The 15,910-nt window shown below is 63.8% G+C and carries 14 protein-coding genes and 1 riboswitch; of the genes, 5 read left to right on the top strand and 9 right to left on the bottom strand.

The window, feature by feature from the left end; genetic code table 11:
* Positions 1-288: 288 nt before the first annotated feature.
* From CAG11_RS03790 to CAG11_RS03775, 4 genes are all read right to left on the bottom strand, one after another.
* Complete coding sequence (locus CAG11_RS03790; RefSeq protein ID WP_085594817.1) at positions 289-1,653, bottom strand: DUF1329 domain-containing protein; 1,365 nt, start codon at positions 1,651-1,653, stop codon at positions 289-291.
* Between the two features lie 30 nt (positions 1,654-1,683).
* Positions 1,684-3,573 (bottom strand): DUF1302 domain-containing protein, encoded by a 1,890-nt coding sequence (locus CAG11_RS03785; RefSeq protein ID WP_085594814.1) that lies wholly within the window; start codon positions 3,571-3,573, stop codon positions 1,684-1,686.
* Between the two features lie 337 nt (positions 3,574-3,910).
* Positions 3,911-5,593 carry a fatty acid--CoA ligase gene (locus CAG11_RS03780; RefSeq protein WP_085594812.1) on the bottom strand — a complete coding sequence of 561 codons (1,683 nt, stop codon included), beginning with the start codon at positions 5,591-5,593 and terminating at the stop codon, positions 3,911-3,913.
* A 145-nt stretch (positions 5,594-5,738) separates the two neighbouring features.
* Positions 5,739-6,923 (bottom strand): MFS transporter, encoded by a 1,185-nt coding sequence (locus CAG11_RS03775; RefSeq protein WP_085594810.1) that lies wholly within the window; start codon positions 6,921-6,923, stop codon positions 5,739-5,741.
* An 86-nt stretch (positions 6,924-7,009) separates the two neighbouring features.
* Here CAG11_RS03775 and CAG11_RS03770 point away from each other — a divergent pair, with 86 nt between their 5' ends.
* Complete coding sequence (locus CAG11_RS03770; RefSeq protein ID WP_085594808.1) at positions 7,010-7,783, top strand: helix-turn-helix domain-containing protein; 774 nt, start codon at positions 7,010-7,012, stop codon at positions 7,781-7,783.
* Here CAG11_RS03770 and CAG11_RS03765 read toward each other — a convergent pair.
* The gene (locus CAG11_RS03765; protein ID WP_085594805.1) at positions 7,767-8,396 is read right to left on the bottom strand and encodes a LysE family translocator; all 630 of its coding nucleotides are present in this window, start codon (positions 8,394-8,396) and stop codon (positions 7,767-7,769) included. The two genes, CAG11_RS03770 and CAG11_RS03765, sit on opposite strands and share 17 nt — an antisense overlap.
* A gap of 84 nt (positions 8,397-8,480) precedes the next feature.
* On the opposite strand from CAG11_RS03765, the gene CAG11_RS03760 reads away from it, so the two are divergent.
* The 3 genes from CAG11_RS03760 (at position 8,481) to CAG11_RS03750 (ending at position 11,325) form a co-directional block, all read left to right on the top strand.
* Complete coding sequence (locus CAG11_RS03760; protein WP_022640857.1) at positions 8,481-9,446, top strand: 2-hydroxyacid dehydrogenase; 966 nt, start codon at positions 8,481-8,483, stop codon at positions 9,444-9,446.
* A 32-nt stretch (positions 9,447-9,478) separates the two neighbouring features.
* Positions 9,479-10,477: a class I SAM-dependent methyltransferase gene (locus CAG11_RS03755; protein ID WP_085594795.1), complete on the top strand. Its 999-nt coding sequence runs from the start codon at positions 9,479-9,481 to the stop codon at positions 10,475-10,477.
* 52 nt (positions 10,478-10,529) lie between these two features.
* Positions 10,530-10,664: riboswitch (yybP-ykoY riboswitch) on the top strand.
* Between the two features lie 76 nt (positions 10,665-10,740).
* A complete protein-coding gene (locus tag CAG11_RS03750; protein WP_085594794.1) occupies positions 10,741-11,325 on the top strand; it encodes a TMEM165/GDT1 family protein in 585 nt (194 codons plus the stop codon).
* 76 nt (positions 11,326-11,401) lie between these two features.
* On the opposite strand, the gene CAG11_RS03745 is transcribed toward CAG11_RS03750, so the two are convergent.
* The gene (locus tag CAG11_RS03745; protein WP_085594793.1) at positions 11,402-12,220 is read right to left on the bottom strand and encodes a M48 family metallopeptidase; all 819 of its coding nucleotides are present in this window, start codon (positions 12,218-12,220) and stop codon (positions 11,402-11,404) included.
* Between the two features lie 271 nt (positions 12,221-12,491).
* Between CAG11_RS03745 and CAG11_RS03740 the strand changes: the two genes are divergently transcribed.
* Complete coding sequence (locus tag CAG11_RS03740; protein WP_085594792.1) at positions 12,492-14,633, top strand: methyl-accepting chemotaxis protein; 2,142 nt, start codon at positions 12,492-12,494, stop codon at positions 14,631-14,633.
* A 24-nt stretch (positions 14,634-14,657) separates the two neighbouring features.
* On the opposite strand, the gene CAG11_RS03735 is transcribed toward CAG11_RS03740, so the two are convergent.
* The 3 genes from CAG11_RS03735 to CAG11_RS03725 are packed head-to-tail and all read right to left on the bottom strand — an operon-like array spanning position 14,658 to position 15,776.
* Positions 14,658-15,278 carry an SOS response-associated peptidase gene (locus CAG11_RS03735; RefSeq protein WP_053132002.1) on the bottom strand — a complete coding sequence of 207 codons (621 nt, stop codon included), beginning with the start codon at positions 15,276-15,278 and terminating at the stop codon, positions 14,658-14,660.
* A gap of 35 nt (positions 15,279-15,313) precedes the next feature.
* Positions 15,314-15,574, bottom strand: a complete 261-nt coding sequence (locus CAG11_RS03730) for a putative signal transducing protein (protein ID WP_022640862.1) — start codon at positions 15,572-15,574, stop codon at positions 15,314-15,316.
* 19 nt (positions 15,575-15,593) lie between these two features.
* Positions 15,594-15,776 carry a CPXCG motif-containing cysteine-rich protein gene (locus CAG11_RS03725; protein ID WP_022640863.1) on the bottom strand — a complete coding sequence of 61 codons (183 nt, stop codon included), beginning with the start codon at positions 15,774-15,776 and terminating at the stop codon, positions 15,594-15,596.
* Positions 15,777-15,910: the final 134 nt, after the last annotated feature.

The raw sequence follows: 15,910 nt of genomic DNA, 5'->3' as shown, positions 1-15,910 counted from the left end.
TTGTCGGCGTAGCAGATGTCCGCAGACTAGCGGTAAAAGGCCACCTGTTGAAGATTTTTGCGACCATTCGCGCGAAAAAGACTATGACCAAATCGGTCAGATATTCCGCAATTATTGGGCGATATTTCGTTTGCTTATTTAGACAAGCTCCCAATTCGTCCCGAGAAAGATAGTCGCATTGCCACTGATTTCTACGTCAGCCGGCCCGGACCTATCCCACAGGCAAAAAAAAGCCCCGAACCAGCCGGGGCAATTTTCGAGGATGCGGCCTCTAAGGGGTAACGCGGATCAGCGAACTCCGTCCTGACGCAGGGCGGCCGGGGTGAAATCGCTGGTGGTGGCGGTGAAGCCGAAGTCATACGCCTGTTTCTCTTCGTTCTTCATGCCCAGCGCCAAGTAGCGGCCGGACTGCAGGTCGTAGAGGGTTTCCAGGGCGTACCACGGCACTTGCTTGTCGTAGTAGTCCTCGGCATGGGCCTCGGCCACGCGCCACAGTTGGCCACGACCGTCGTAATGGTCGATCACCGCGGCCTGCCAGGTGTCCTCGTCAATGTAGAAGTCACGCTTGGCATAGATATGGCGCTGGCCTTCCTTCAGGGTCGCGACCACATGCCAGACCCGGCGCAGCTCGTAGCGAGCCAGGTCCTGGTTGATGTGGCCGGCCTTGATGATGTCGGCGTACTTGAGGGTCGGCGAGTCGATCTTGTAGCTGTTGGAGGCGATGTACATCTCCTTCTTGCCTTCCAACTTCCAGTCGTAGCGATCCGGAGCGCCGTTGTACATGTCCAGGTTGTCGGAAGTACGCAGGCCGTCGGCGGCGGTACCCGGGCCGTCATAGGAGACTTGCGGGGCGCGACGCACGCGGCGCTGGCCGGCGTTGTAGACCCAGGCCGAACGCGGCTCCTTCACCTGGTCCAGGGTTTCGTGCACCAGCAGCACGCCACCGGCCAGGCGCGCCGGGGCGGTGACCTTCTGCTTGAAGTAGAACAGGATGTTGCCCGGGTTCTTCGGATCGTAGTCCTTCATCTTGTCGCGGAACACGAACTGGTCCTGGAAGTACACCAGGCTATAGGAGCCGTTGGCTTGCGGAGTGGCCTGGGTCACCAGGCGGGTCACGCTGCCGCCGCGATAGCGGGTGATGTGGTTCCAGATCACCTCGACCCCGCTTTTCGGGATAGGGAACGGAATCGCCGTCTCGAAGTTCTCCAGGCCGTTGCCGCCGGAGACCAGGTTGGTCTTGGTGGCGTTGCGCTTGATGGCGGCGAACACATCAGCCGGCACGGTAGCGCCGCGGTGGGTGGCATATACCGGCATCTTGTAGCTGTCCGGGTAGCGCTTGAACATCGCGTACTGCCCGGGTGCCAGCTTGTCCTTGTACTGCTCGACGTTCTGCGCAGTGATGGTGAACTGCGGTTGTTCGTTGCCATAGGGGTTGGACAGGAAACCCTTGCCATCCACGCTGCCGGCGTTGGTCGCCAGCGGCTTCCAGGCCGGGATGGTGCCGGCGGCGTTACCGGCCATCTCGGCGCCCATCGGCGTCAGGCTGCTGCCCAGCTTGGCAGCCTCGTCGGCCGATACCGCGGCCATGACTGCGGTAGCCAGCAGCGACAGTCCCAGCACACCGACGTGCAACAGACTCTTGGTGATTTTCATATTGTTGTTCTTCCTGAAAATACAATGTGCTTAGAAGTTCACGCCAACGCTCAAGGCGAGGAAATCCCGGTCATCCACGGTGCTGTAGTCGCCACCGAAGAAGTTGGTGTAGGCCAGGCTCGCGGTGTAGGTGTTCTGGTACTCGGCGTCCAGCCCCAGGCTGATGGCCTTGCGCCCTTCCTCGAAGTTGCCGCCAGGACCAGGTGAGTAACCCTTGACGTCATGGGACCAGGCCACGTTGGGCTTGAGGTTCACGCCGGCGAACACATCCGGGTATTCCCAGATCGCCCGGCCGCGGTAGCCCCAAGAGGTGGTCGTGGTGAAGCCATCGTTGTTGCAATTGCTGGTGGCGTTGCTGGCATCCGCGCCAGGACCCGCCCCGGCGATGGTAGTGTTGTTGAGCCCGGCGCAGGTGTTCTGGCCGAACGTCGCCGGCAGCTTGCCTGGGCCGAACACTGGATCGCGGCCATACCGCACTTTCGATTTGCTCTCCAGGCCTCCCACGCGGGTGATGCCCAGTTCACCTACCAGGGTCAGGCGGCTGGCGCCCATGACCTGATCGAAGAAATGCGTGAGCGTGGTCTGGAACTGGGTGATTTCCTTGCGCCGATAGCCATTGAGGTCCTGCCCTGCAACCCCCTCCAGCAACGACGCGTTGGTGAAGGCTCCCTTCAAGGGACGCACGGCGGAATACAGGATGTCGGTGGAGTTGAGCTGAACCGGCGCGTTCGGCCGGTAGCTGATCTCGCCGCTCCATGCGGTCCCCGTGGGCAGGGTGGTGGAGAAGCTCAGGCCGTACAGGCGGATGTCCTCGGGATACTCGACGAAGTACTTCGAGTTGCCGGCGATCCATACCGGAGCCAGGGTGCCGAAGCCCGGGGCCATGGCATAGGCTGACTGCGGTGCTGCGGTAGCGCTGAAGATCGGCGCGCGGCTGTGGTAGTTCATGAAGTAGGCGCCGAACTCGGTGTCCAGCGGCTCGAAGTTGTAGCGGAAGGCCACGCCGAATTGGCCGCCGTCACGGGCATCGCGGTCGCCGCTGCGGCGTACCAGGGTGCCCTCTTCGTTGGTATCGACGCCACGGGCCTGCATCGCCGCCAGCGCAGCTCGTCCCGGGGCCGTGGCGGCGATGGTCGAGCGCTTGGCCAGCAAGCGCAGATTGTCATCGCAGCCGTCGGAAATGTTGTCCGGCTGGGAGAAGAAGGTCCCGCAGTTGTCGGTGACGGTCTGGTCCCATTCCAGTTGGTAGAAGGCTTCGGCCGACAGGTTTTCGGTCAGGTTCTGCGAGATGTAGAACATGTTGACCGGAATCAGGCCTTCCTTGATTTCGGCACCGGGACGGCGGAACGCCGAGACGTCGATCGGGTTGATCGAGTTGATGCCGCCGCCGATGAAGGTGCTCTCGCCCCAGCTCACCACCTGCTTGCCCAGGCGCACCGAACCCGGCTCATCGCCGATGGAGTAGTTGTGGTAGACGAAGGCATCGAGGATCTGCCCGCCGGAGGACTTGGCGCCTTCCTTGCGGTTGCTGTCGCTGATGTTCTTGAAGTCCATGTCTTCGTCTTTGAGCTTGAAGTCGTACCAGTACTTGCCCCGGACGAAGACACCGGTATCGCCGTACTTGAGCTCCAGGTCATGGATGCCCTTGAAGATCTTCGAGAAGGTCTGCCCCTTGTTGAAGTTCAAGTGGCCGTCGTCGGTGGTCTGGGACAAGCCCTTGCCGCCGTTGTTGACCCCGATCAGATCCTTGTTGCGCCCTGCGGTCGACCAGCTGGCCCCCAGGGAAAGGGACGAATCGAAGCTGCCTTCGATTTCACCGACGTTGAAGGTGACGCCGAATGCGGGCCCGGCGAGCGTGGAGGCGAGACCGACGGCCAGGGGCAGTTTCGCCCGGCGCCAGAACTGGTTTGCTGATGTCATCGACGCTACTCCATGTGCATTATTGTTATGGCAGTTGGTTTTTCCGAGACCGCCCCGGGTAGCGGCGCCAGCACACTGGCGCAGGCCCTGGGGTTGCGTGGCGCCAATACCCCGCAATGCCCCGTCCCTCGAAAAAGACTGTTAACGGACTATAGCCAGCAAGGATTACTGCTTGATCCCTCTAAAGTGTGATTTGCAGCCATCCGGCCGTGCTGGAACGGCCCGTTGCCATAACCGCTGAAAAATGGCCGGCAAGGATGACGGAAAAATCCGCGAGTACAAGGCAAAGGCTTGCAGGGTGGGCGCGCCGTGCCCGGACGGACACGGCGGGAAAGACTCAGAGGGTGGAAAGAAAGGCGCTGTTGCTGGCCTGCCACTCGCTGATGTTGACGCGGATGCGCTTCTTGTCGAGCTTGCCGACGCTGGTCTTGGGAATTTCCGTAACAAGGGCGATCTGGGTGGGAATGGCCCACTTGCTCAGGTGCCCCAGTTCGACGAATGGCTTGAGGTGTTCCTTGAGCTCCCGGGCGCCGATCTCGTGGCCTTCACGGACCACCAGCAAGGCGAACGGCCGCTCTCCCCATTGCGGATCGGGGATGCCCACCACTGCTACTTCGCGTACCGCCCCATGGCGGCTGATGAGGTCCTCCAGGTCCAGGGACGAGATCCACTCCCCGCCGGTCTTGATCACATCCTTGATCCGGTCGCGGATATCGATCACGCCCATGCCGTCCAGGGTCGCCACGTCGCCGGTATGCAGCCAGCCGCCTTCCCAGAGCTCGGCGCCCTTTTGCGGTTCGTTGAAATAACCCTCGCTCAACCAGGGTGCGCGCAGTACCAGCTCACCCTGGGATTCGCCGTCCGCCGGCAGGAAGTTGCCCTCGGCGTCGACGATCGCCGCCTCCACCAGGGGCCCGGGCACGCCGGCCTTGATCCGGTAGGTGGTGCGCTCGTCCTCGCTGCCCGCCATCAGTTCATCGTTGAGGTGGGCGCAGGACACCAGCGGCCCGGTCTCGGACATGCCGTAGGCGGCGGTCAATTGCACGCCCCTGGCCTTGGCGGCCTCGTACAGCGCGCGGTTCAGGGCGCTGCCGCCGATGACGATCTTCCAGCCGCCGAAATCCGTGCCCTGGGCCGCCTTGGCATTGAGCACCATCTGCAGGATGGTCGGCACGCAGTGGGAGAAGGTGACTTTTTCCCGGCGCCACAGCTCCACCAGGTACTCGGGGTCGTAGCGCCCCGGATAGACCTGCTTGAGGCCCAGCATGGTGGCCACGTAGGGCAGGCCCCAGGCATGCACGTGGAACATCGGGGTGATGGGCATGTAGACGTCGTTGGTGCCCAGCAGGCGCACACTGTCGATGGCGCCCATGATGGTGGACACGCCCATGGTGTGCAGCACCAGTTGGCGGTGGGTGAAGTACACACCCTTGGGATTACCGGTGGTGCCGGTGGTGTAGAAGGTGGTGGCCACCGAGTTCTCGTCGAAGTCCTCGAACTGGTAGTGCGGGCTGGCGGCCGCCAGCAAGGTCTCGTACTCGCCCACCAGGTTCGGCAGGTCGGCGGTCTTCTGTTCGCCATCGGTGAGCAGCAGGGTCTTGTCCACCGTGGTCAAGTGCCCGGCAATCGCCTGGTACAGGCCGACGAACTCGCTGTTGACCAGCACGAAGCGGTCCTCGGCGTGGTTCATGGTGTAGAGGATCTGCTCCGGCGACAGGCGTACGTTGATGGTGTGGATGACCGCGCCGATCATCGGGATGGCGAACATGCACTCCAGGTAACGATGGCTGTCCCAGTCCATCACCGCCACGGCGTCCCCGGCCTTGACCCCGGCCGCGGTCAACACGTTGGCCAGGCGCGCCACCCGCTCGATCAGGGTCGGATAGGTGTAGCGCAGCTGGTCGCGGTAGATGATCTCGCGGGTCTTCTCGTAGCGGCTGCCGGACATCAGCAGCCGCTTGATCAGGAGCGGGTATTGGTAGGCCCCCTCAGCAGGGGGGATAACGCGAGTCTGCAACATAAGAATCCCTTTTCTGACGGCTCGGTCGTAACTGGAGAATACTCACTCTAGAGTGCCTGCGCGCCAGCCAAATCAGCCAAAGGAATGATTTGCAGGGACGCCTGATACTAGCTCCAGGCCAGCATCGGCGCGGCCCCGCGTGCCATCACGCCTGCTGGCCCAGCGCCGCTTCGGCTGGCGTGCGGGGGAAAGCCAGGGCGGCGACGAAGGTCAGCGCCGCGATCGCACCCAGGATCAGGTACAGCCCGGCCAGGCCCTGGCGTGGCTCCACCAGGGCGATCAGCGGAATCGCCGTGGCGCTGGCACCGAACGACAGGCAGTAACGCAAGGCGAATACCCGGGCCTGCCACTGGGGGGCGACGAAGTTGGCGACCATCGCATCGTTGACCGTGACCTGGCCGAACACCACGAACATGAACGCCGCGCCCAGCACAATCACACTCCAGCCCTCTGCATGGGCCAGCGCCAGCAACAAAGGCCCCTGGAACAGGGTCATGACGATGAATGGCCATTTCAGGCTGAAGCGATGCAGCAGGCGCCCCATGGTCAACTGCGCCACCGCACCGAAGGCGTAGGCCAGGCTCACCACCAGTCCCAGGGTCTGCGGCGAGGTGAAGACGTCCAGCAAGCGCTCCTGGAACAGTTTCGGATAGGTCATGGTGGTGGCGTTGAACACCACGCCGCCAGTGGCCGTGGCCAGCGCCAGGACAGCGAACACTAGGAACATCGAGATCTGCTGTCCGCCCTGCCCTTTGAGCGGCGCATGGGCCCGGACCGGGATCGGCTCCTCACGCACCTGCCAGGCAAAACCGATACCCAGCACGATCGCCACGGCGCCTGGCAGGATGAATGCCGAACGCCAGCCGAAGCGAGCCACCAGGAAGCCGGTGAGCAGCGCCGAGAAGGCCACCCCCAGGTTGCCCCACATGCCGTTGATACCGATCTCGCGCCCACGGTTGCGGGCGTAGGCCACCAACATCGCCGTGCCCACCGGATGATAGATGGCGGCGAACACCCCCATCAGGGTCAGGCCCAGGGTCAACATCGCCGGGCTGCTGCTCAGGCCCGTGAGGATCGAGGAACCACCGATGCCGAAGAAGAACAGCAGCAACATGCGTCGGCGGCTCCAGTGGTCGCCCAGCCAGCCGGCCGGCAACGAGCAGGCGCCAAAGGCGATGAAACCTCCCAGGGACAAGCCGATCAGCGCGGCATAGTCCATGGCGAAGGCCTGGGTCATGCCCAGTACCGCCGCAGGGAAGATCAGCATGAACATGTGGTCGATGACATGGGCGGCATTGACGTAGCGGATGACATTTCGGGCTTGGTTCATGGCGGCACGCTGCAGGTAGTGAAGGTGACGCCTATGCTAGGTTGGCGACAAACAGCATTCTGGACAACAAAGTCATCAAAACGGACATGTTAATCAGCCACTTCCAGCAGGGCCCGGTCAGCGCCTACTCCAGGGACTACGCCGATGCCGCGCACCAGCCGCTGCACTGTCATCACGAGGCGCAGTTCCTGTACGCCGCCTGCGGCACCATGCGCCTGGTGACCGCCCATGGCGCCTGGGTCATCCCTCCGACTCGCGCAGTATGGATTCCACCGCTGGTGGAGCATGAGATCTTCATGGCCGGGGAAGTGCGCATGCGCACGCTGTTCATCGCTTCCGAGCTCTGCCCGGCATCCTTGCAGCAGTGCTGCGTACTGGCGGTCACACCGCTGTTGAGGGAATTGATCCTGCGCGCGGTGCAAGGCCCGAAGCAGGCCCGCAACCCGCTGATCCAGCAACTGATGCTGGAGGAGATCGCCGGCCTGGAGAACCTGCCGCTGCATATCCCGATGCCCCAGGACCGCCGCCTGCAAGCCATCTGCCTGGCCCTGCTGCGCACTCCCGACCATTGCTACACCCTGGAGGATTGGGCGCAGCAGGTGGGCGCCAGCTCACGGACCCTGGCGCGGCTGTTCCAGCAGCAGGTGCGGATGAATTTCAATGCCTGGCGCCAACAGTTGCGCCTGATGGAAGCCTTGCCACGCCTGCTCGCCGGGGAAAGCGTGCACAGCGTGGCCGACTCACTGGGCTATGGCAGCGCCCGGGCCTTCAGCGCCATGTTCCAGCGCTTGCTCGGGGATACGCCACGGCATTACGTGGCGTCCCTGAACCAGCTCAGTGCCCTCAATGCATCTCGGTGAAGGCCAGCTTGACACCGATGGCGATCAGCACCGCACCCATGGTGCGGTCGAACCAATGGCCCATGCGGGCGAAACCGGCACGCACCCGCTGCTGGCTGAACAGCATGGCCACCAGGCAGAACCACAGGGCCGTGGCCGCCGCCAGGTAGACCCCATAGCCGGCCTGGATCGCCAGCGGGGTATGAGGGTTGATCACCACGGTGAACAGCGAGAGGAAGAACAGCGTCGCCTTGGGATTCAGGCCATTGGTGACGAAACCTGAGGTGAAGGCTCCGCGGGCGGTGCGCCCGCCGGCCTCCTTGTGCAGGTCGTCCGTGGCCGGCTTGGCTGGCTGGGCACGCAGGGCCTTGTAGCCGATGTACAGCAGGTAGGCGGCGGCCAGCCACTTCAGGGCGTTGAACAGCACGATGGACTGGGAAACGATCAGGCCGATCCCCAGCAACGAGTACCCCACGTGCAGGAAGATCGCCGAACCCACTCCCAGGGCGGTCCAGGTGCCGGCGCGACGGCCATGGGTCACGCTTTCGCGCACCACCACGGCAAAGTCCGGGCCGGGGCTGGCCACCGCCAGCAGATGGATGAGGGCAACGGTCAAGAACTCGGTGAGGTACATGCAGGCTCCTGTATATGTCTAATTATTTCATCTGTTAGGCTCGGCAGATTACGCCTTGGTTTCCTCGCACGAAAGGTACAGTTCATGACCGACAATCGCCGCGCCGTCTTCCTCGATCACAGTTCGCTTGACTTGGGTGACCTGGATCTGGGGGCGCTGCACGACAGTTTCAGTCCCTTGCACTTGCATGCCCATACGTCCCCGGAACAGGTGGCCGAGCGCCTACAAGGAGCCCAGGTGGCCATCAGCAACAAGGTGGCGATCAACGCCCAGGCCCTGGCCGCCTGTCCCGAGCTGCGACTGATCCTGGTGACGGCCACCGGCACCAACAACATCGACCTGGAAGCCGCCCGGCGCCAGGGCATCACCGTCAGCAACTGCCAGGGCTACGGCACGCCGTCGGTGGCCCAGCACACCCTGATGCTGCTGCTCAACCTGGCGACACGGGTCGCCGATTATCAACAGGCCGTGGCTGCCGGACGCTGGCAGCAGGCCAGCCAGTTCTGCCTGCTGGATTTCCCGATCATGGAGCTGGCGGGCAAGACCCTGGGCCTGCTGGGCCATGGCGAACTGGGCGGCGCGGTGGCACGCCTGGCCGAAGCCTTCGGCATGCGCGTGGTCCTGGGACAGATTCCCGGACGCCCGCTGCGCGCCGACCGCCTGCCCCTGGACGAACTGCTGCCCCAGGTGGATGCCCTGACCCTGCACTGCCCGCTCAACGAACACACCCGCAACTTGATCGGCGCCCGGGAGCTGGCCCTGCTCAAGCCCGGGGCCCTGGTGGTCAACACCGCCCGCGGCGGGCTGATCGACGAACAGGCCCTGGCCGACGCTCTGCGCAGCGGCCACCTGGGGGGCGCGGCCACCGACGTCCTGAGTGTCGAGCCGCCGGTCAACGGCAACCCCTTGCTGGAGGCCGATATCCCGCGCCTGATCGTAACCCCGCACAACGCCTGGGGCAGTCGCGAAGCCCGCCAGCGCATCGTCGGCCAACTGGTGGAAAATGCCCGGGCCTTCTTCAATGGTGAACCGCTGCGGGTCGTGAATTGATAGACTGCGCCACTTTTTTTCAGGTGCGGACGATGGACATACGCAGCGAAATACTCTTACGCCAGGCCGAGCTGTTCCAGGGCCAGGTATTGCTGGCCGGCCTGAGCGCCGATGACCTGCTCGGCCGCCTGCCGGCCGCCCAGGGCTGGAGCTGGCACGCCGGCGACCACACGGCGCTGCAAGCCCGCTTCCCGGACCGCTGCCATTTCGGGGTGAACGCCCCGGACAGCGCCTTCGACAGCGCCGTGCTGTTCCTGCCCAAGTCCAAGGACCTGGCCCACTACCTGCTCAACACCCTGGCTTCGCGCCTGGCCGGGCGCGAGCTGTACCTGGTGGGGGAAAAGCGCGCCGGCGTGGAAAGCACCGCCAAGCAGCTCGCCGCCTTCGGCAAGCCGCGCAAGCTCGATAGCGCCAGGCATTGCCAGCTGTGGCAGGTCACGGTGAGCAACGTCCCCGAACCTGTGGCCCTGGAGAGCCTGGCCCAGGAGTACCTGTTGCCATTGGCCGAAGGTCCGCTGAAGGTCGTCAGCCTGCCCGGCGTGTTCAGCCATGGCCGCCTGGATCGCGGCACCGCGCTGCTGCTCGAACACCTGGACCACTTGCCTGCCGGCCACCTGCTGGATTTCGGTTGTGGCGCCGGAGTGCTGGGGGCGACGGTCAAGCGCCGCTATCCGCAAACCCGCGTGACCCTGTTGGACGTGGACGCCTTCGCGGCCCGGAGCAGCCGCCTGACCCTGGCAGCCAACGGCCTGGAAGGCGAAGTCCTGACCGGGGACGGTATCGATGCCGCGCCCATGGGCTTGAACTGCATCCTGACCAATCCGCCGTTCCATACCGGGGTCCACACCGACTATCAGGCCACGGAAAACCTGCTGAAAAAATCCAGGGAACATCTGGAAAAAGGCGGCGAACTGCGGGTAGTCGCCAACAGTTTCCTGCGCTACCAGCCACTGATCGAAGAGCATCTGGGGCCCTGCGCGATCAAGGCCGAAGGCGATGGTTTCCGCATCTACCGGGCCAAGCGCGGCTGAGCGTCTTTTTCACCAACAAGGCTTGCCGAAAGGATTTTGCCTAGGCAGAATCCGCTCCGTCCTAGGGGAGTAGTCTCCCACGAGCGCCACGCTCGTCCGGCATGCGTCAACATACTTGGTCCGAAGACCATGGCGCATGCGACCCAAGAGTCCGCACAGACGGGCTGCCGGGTTTGACAAGACCTATGACACGCACACCTTACCCGGGGCGGGAAGGCTGTACGTGTCATAGCCGTGTCGACCCGCCCCTTAGGAAAACCCTGATGCTGGACTCCCTGCTCGTTCCCACCGCAATCGTTGCCTTGGCCGAAATCGGCGACAAGACGCAACTGCTTGCCCTGATCCTCGCTGCGCGCTTTCGCAAACCCTGGCCGATCATCGCCGGCATCGTCGCCGCGACCCTGGCCAACCATGCGGCCGCCGGTGCGGTAGGCGCCTGGTTCGGCAGCTTCTTCTCGGATGCGACCCTGCACTGGATCCTCGCCGCCAGCTTCACCGCCACTGCGCTGTGGACCCTGGTGCCGGACAAGATGGACGACGACGAAGCCACCACCGCGCGCAAGTTCGGCCCCTTCCTCACGACCCTGACCGCCTTCTTCCTGGCCGAGATCGGCGACAAGACCCAGGTCGCCACGGTCATGCTGGCTGCGCAGTATCCGGAATTGTGGCTGGTGATCATCGGCACCACCCTGGGCATGCTGATCGCCAACGTACCAGTGGTGCTTGCCGGCAACTTCGCCGCGGACAAACTGCCACTGACCCTGATCCGGCGCCTGGCGGCATCGGCGTTCGTCATCCTGGCCCTGGTCGCGGTGTACAAGGCCATGCAGAGCAGCGGCTGGCTGTAAACGAAAACGCCGGCAAGGCAGCCCCCGTTACGGGAACCGCCTTGCCGGCGCATGCATCATCGGCTGACGCGGTGGATCAGGACTTCTTGGCCTGCTGGTACAGCGGCATCACCTTGGGAATCGCCGCCTGCAACGAGGCGATACGGCTGGTGGACGCCGGGTGAGTGCTCATGAACTCGGGCGGCGCGGAACCACCGGCAGCCTGGCCCATCTTGTTCCACAGGGTAATGGCCGCGTTCGGGTTGTAGCCGGCACGGGCGGCCAGCTCCAGGCCGATCAGGTCAGCCTCGTTCTCGTTCTCACGGCTGTTGGGCAGGGTCATCAACAGGTTGACGCCGTTGTCGCCCAGGGCAACCGTCTGCTGGGAAACACCGAACAGGGTCGCGATCTGCTTGCCGGCACCCAGCGCGTACTGCTTGGACATCGCCTCGCGACCGTGCTCACGCAGGGCGTGGGCGATCTCGTGGCCCATCACCGCGGCGATTTCATCGTCGGTCAGCTTCAGCTGCTCGATCAGGCCGGAGTAGAAAATGATCTTGCCGCCAGGACCGCAGTTGGCGTTGAGCTCATCGCTCTTGATCAGGTTGACTTCCCATTTCCACTGCGCGCAATCCGGACGGAAGTTCGGGGCCTGGGCAATCAGGCGGTTGGCGATGACCTGCAGGCGCTTGGCGTTGGCGCTGGTCTTGTCCAGTGCGCCCTGGCTGCTAGCCTCGCTCAGGGTCTCCTGGTAGGACTGCGCGTAGGACTGGTTGACCTCGGCACTGGATACCATGCTGAACATGGACTGTTTGCGATCCACGCCCACCACACCTGCGTTGGTGGTGTTGACCGTCTCGCAACCACTGAGCAATACCGCGGCGCTCAGCGCACATACAACCAATGACTTCTTCATGAAAACCTCCCTGAAAACATGGCGCGTATCCTAAGGGCGAGTTGGTATCCGCGCCAGATGCAAAACGCTTTTTTGCTCGCAATTGAGATGCAGGTCAGCGCTGCAGGAAAAAATTCATCTTGTCCCCAGGGCCCGTGGCATTTGACATGGCACCTTGCCACTAACGACCTCCGCCTCCTTCGAGGCGTCATTTGTGCAATCCGGGCTAATGACCCATAGGGCTGCGGCCGATACAGCACGGCAGACCTCAATTCCTGCGCCCGGAGCCTCTATGAAGTTCAAGTCGATCCAGTTTTCGGTGGCCGCACTGGCCGGAGCCATCGTCCTCAGCGTGGTTGCAGCCCTGGTGCTGTATGCCCTGTTCTCCGGCGCCCGGACCCAGCAGATGGTGCAGGAAAGGACCCAGGTCCAGTTCGAGCAAGTCATCGAGCAACGCTTGAGCGGCCTGGCGCAGACCCAGGTCAGCCAGATCCAGCGGGAACTGGAGGCGCCGCTGCTGATTGCCGCAGGCCTGGTGCGGGTCAACGCCCTGATGGGCAGCCGGGATGCCCAGGGCCAGGCGCAACTGAACCTGAGCCGCGAACAGCTGATCGCCCTGATCAAGGAAAACGTCACCCAGAACCCGAAGATCCTCGGCGCCTATATAGGCTGGGAGCCCAACGCCATCGACCACAACGACGGGGCCTACGTCGGCACCAACGTGGTCGGCATCGATGCCGCTAGCGGCCGCTTCCTGCCCTGGTGGTTCCGCAACCAGGACTCCAGCCTGGGCCTGGACAAGCTGGCCGACGTCAATGACCGGACCGTGCTGTCCACCGGGGTGCGGGCCAGCGAGTACTACCTGTGCTCCAAGGACAACCTCAAGCCCTGCGTGATCGACCCCGCGCCTTACAAGGTCGGCGACAAGGTGGTGATGCTCGCCTCCTTCATCCAGCCCATCCTGCTGGACGGCAAGTTCCAGGGCATAGTCGGTGCCGACCTGTCGGTGAACTTCATCCAGGACATGCTGGTGGGCGCCAACCAGAAGCTCTACGGCGGCGCCGGCGAGATGGCCCTGATCGGCGGCAACGCGCGCCTGGTGGCCTACACCAAGGACCCCGGCAAGTTCGGCGAGAAGGTCAGCGACGTACTCAACAGCGATACCGTCGCCAAGCTGTCCAATCTCAAGCGCGGCGAGGTGACCTATGACGTCGACCAGGCCAACGGCAAGATCGCCCTCTACCTGCCCTTCGGCATCGGCCAGACCGATGCCCAGTGGACCCTGATGCTGCAACTGCCCCTGGGCGCGGTAATGGCTGACCTGGACAAGCTCCAAAGCGACCTGGCCGAACAGCGCCAGGCCGACACTTTCGGCATGGCCATGGTCGGCCTGGTGATCGCCGGCGTCGGCCTGCTGGTGATCTGGCTGGTGGGCCACGGCATCGCCCGGCCGCTGCGGCAGATGGTGGCGATGCTCGACGATATCGCCCAGGGCGAAGGCGACCTGACTCGCCGCCTGAGCAGCGACCGCGCCGATGAGCTGGGCTCGATCGCCAAGGGTTTCAACACCTTCCTGGCCAAGTTGCAGGCGATGATCAGCCAAGTGGTGACCTCGGTGCAGAGTGTCAGCGACTCCTCGGAACACACCGCCGATATCGCCATCCGCACCAACCAGGGCGTACACAAGCAGATGGTGGAAATCGACCAGGTGGCCACTGCGGTGCACGAGATGACCGCCACCGCCCAGGACGTGGCACGCAACGCGACCCAGGCTGCACAAGCGGCCAGCCATGCCGACCAGGCCGCCAGCCAGGGCATGCAAGTGGTGCGTGATACCTCCAGCGCCATCGCCGCCCTGGCCGAAGAGATCGGTCGCGCGGTGACCGTGGTGCAGACCCTGGCCAAGGACAGCGAGAACATCAACGCCATCCTCATCGCTATCCGCGGGATCGCCGAGCAGACCAACCTGCTGGCCCTCAACGCAGCGATCGAGGCCGCCCGTGCCGGCGAGCAAGGTCGCGGCTTCGCGGTGGTCGCCGACGCAGTGAGAAACCAGGCGCAGAAGACCCAGCAGGCCACCGAGGAAATCCAGTCGATGATCCAGCAACTGCAGCAAGGCACCCGGGAAGTGGTGCGGGTCATGGAGGACAGCCAGCACAAGACCGACCAGAGCGTGGAGCATGCGGCCAAGGCGGCCCAGGCCCTGGAGACCATCACCCAGGCGGTCTCGGTGATCAACGACATGAATACCCAGATCGCCAGCGCCGCCGAGGAGCAGAGCGCGGTGGCCGAGGACATCAACCGCAACGTGATCAACATCGGCCAGGTGGCCAACGAAGTGGCTGGCGGGGCCGACGAGTCCAGCGCCGCCAGCGCCGGCCTGACCAAGCTGGCCGAACAGCAACGCCGGCTGATCAACCAGTTCAGGGTCTGAATGGCGAGGTGCCTCGCCCCGGCCTCAAGCGGGGGTCAGGCACTCCGGCCCATTGAGCTTGGGATCGTTGACCAGGTTGGCCAGGACCCGCTCGCGCAAGGCTGCGGGCGGGCTGGCCAGCAAGGCGTGCAGGACATGCAGGGGAGTCTGCGGATCCAGCCAGGCATCCTGGCCGGCAGCGTCGAGGATCAGCGGGCGGCGCAGGGTAGAAGCCGCCTGGGTCACCACCGCGGTGCTCAACCAGACCTGCTCCTGCACCGGGTACGCCTCCCAGATCGCAGCGAAGAAGATCGACGACCCTTCCCCCGGCGTCAGCCAGTAGGGACGCTTGCGGCTGCCTCCGCGCCATTCATAGAAACCGTTGGCCGGCAGCAGGCAGCGCCGTTCGCGAAACGCCTGGCGGAACATCGGTTGCTCGGCCAGGGTTTCTGCCCGGGCGTGGGCCGGGGTACGGGACAGGTCGGTCAACCAGGCCGGGGTCAAGCCCCAACGAGCCCTGGCCAGGGTACGCTGGTCGTTCTCCAGGCGCTGGATCAGCACCGAATCATTCGGCGAAATATTCCATTGGGCCCGCTGGTCCGCGGGAAATCCCGGCAAGGCCGCGAAGGCGGGGTTCCAGCGAAACAGGGCATAACGTCCACACATGGGGCAATACGACTCTCGGCAAATCGGCGCTCAGCCTAACAGACCAGCACGCCGGCAAAACCCTCCGGCTCTTCGAAGGGCAACGGCAGGGCGGCATTGTACGCAGCGATCAGTTCCCGCGCGCGCTGCGCCTCGTGGTTTTCCACCGACAGCGCCAACAGCCCGAAGACCGGCAACTCCCCTGCCCCGCCCAACAAGTCGCGTCCCTGCAGGTGCGCCTCGATGCCCTCGCTGGCCAGCATGCGCTGGAGCAGTTCGCCTTCCATCAGATTTTCCGGCTCGTAGATCCGCTGCATAAGCACCACTCCCCCAGGTTCAGTCGTTTTCCGCGTGCACATCCAGCATCCATTCCTGGCCATCGGTCTGCAGCGTGAACACGATGGGCCGGCAACAAACCGGGCAGTCCTCGATATAGGTCTGGTCGCCGGCGGACAGATCCAGCACCGCCTCTGCCTGTTCGCCGCAGTAAGGACATTGATAATGGTCGGTTTCCAGCATCGCGGTCTCCCGAGTGACTTATGCGTATAATCGCCGGTCTATTTGCAGGGCTTTAATGCTTGAGCTGAATCTTCAGACCGCGCCCGGCTTTTTTTCGATCCGAACCTTCTTCTTACCCTAGCCGTTTCCAACAA

The organism is Pseudomonas sp. B6(2017), from assembly GCF_002112765.1.
GTDB lineage: Bacteria > Pseudomonadota > Gammaproteobacteria > Pseudomonadales > Pseudomonadaceae > Aquipseudomonas > Aquipseudomonas piscis.
This window is presented reverse-complemented; position numbering and strand designations above follow the sequence as displayed.

Excerpts from the sequence above, each read along its gene's own strand:
- CAG11_RS03740 (WP_085594792.1), top strand. The coding sequence starts at position 12,492 with ATGAAGTTCAAGTCGATCCAGTTTTCGGTGGCCGCACTGGCCGGAGCC.
- CAG11_RS03725 (WP_022640863.1), bottom strand. The coding sequence starts at position 15,776 with ATGCTGGAAACCGACCATTATCAATGTCCTTACTGCGGCGAACAGGCA.
- CAG11_RS03765 (WP_085594805.1), bottom strand. The coding sequence starts at position 8,396 with ATGTACCTCACCGAGTTCTTGACCGTTGCCCTCATCCATCTGCTGGCG.
- CAG11_RS03775 (WP_085594810.1), bottom strand. The coding sequence starts at position 6,923 with ATGAACCAAGCCCGAAATGTCATCCGCTACGTCAATGCCGCCCATGTC.
- CAG11_RS03755 (WP_085594795.1), top strand. The coding sequence starts at position 9,479 with ATGGACATACGCAGCGAAATACTCTTACGCCAGGCCGAGCTGTTCCAG.
- CAG11_RS03780 (WP_085594812.1), bottom strand. The coding sequence starts at position 5,593 with ATGTTGCAGACTCGCGTTATCCCCCCTGCTGAGGGGGCCTACCAATAC.
- CAG11_RS03730 (WP_022640862.1), bottom strand. The coding sequence starts at position 15,574 with ATGCAGCGGATCTACGAGCCGGAAAATCTGATGGAAGGCGAACTGCTC.
- CAG11_RS03750 (WP_085594794.1), top strand. The coding sequence starts at position 10,741 with ATGCTGGACTCCCTGCTCGTTCCCACCGCAATCGTTGCCTTGGCCGAA.
- CAG11_RS03785 (WP_085594814.1), bottom strand. The coding sequence starts at position 3,573 with ATGACATCAGCAAACCAGTTCTGGCGCCGGGCGAAACTGCCCCTGGCC.
- CAG11_RS03745 (WP_085594793.1), bottom strand. The coding sequence starts at position 12,220 with ATGAAGAAGTCATTGGTTGTATGTGCGCTGAGCGCCGCGGTATTGCTC.
- CAG11_RS03790 (WP_085594817.1), bottom strand. The coding sequence starts at position 1,653 with ATGAAAATCACCAAGAGTCTGTTGCACGTCGGTGTGCTGGGACTGTCG.
- CAG11_RS03760 (WP_022640857.1), top strand. The coding sequence starts at position 8,481 with ATGACCGACAATCGCCGCGCCGTCTTCCTCGATCACAGTTCGCTTGAC.
- CAG11_RS03735 (WP_053132002.1), bottom strand. The coding sequence starts at position 15,278 with ATGTGTGGACGTTATGCCCTGTTTCGCTGGAACCCCGCCTTCGCGGCC.
- CAG11_RS03770 (WP_085594808.1), top strand. The coding sequence starts at position 7,010 with ATGTTAATCAGCCACTTCCAGCAGGGCCCGGTCAGCGCCTACTCCAGG.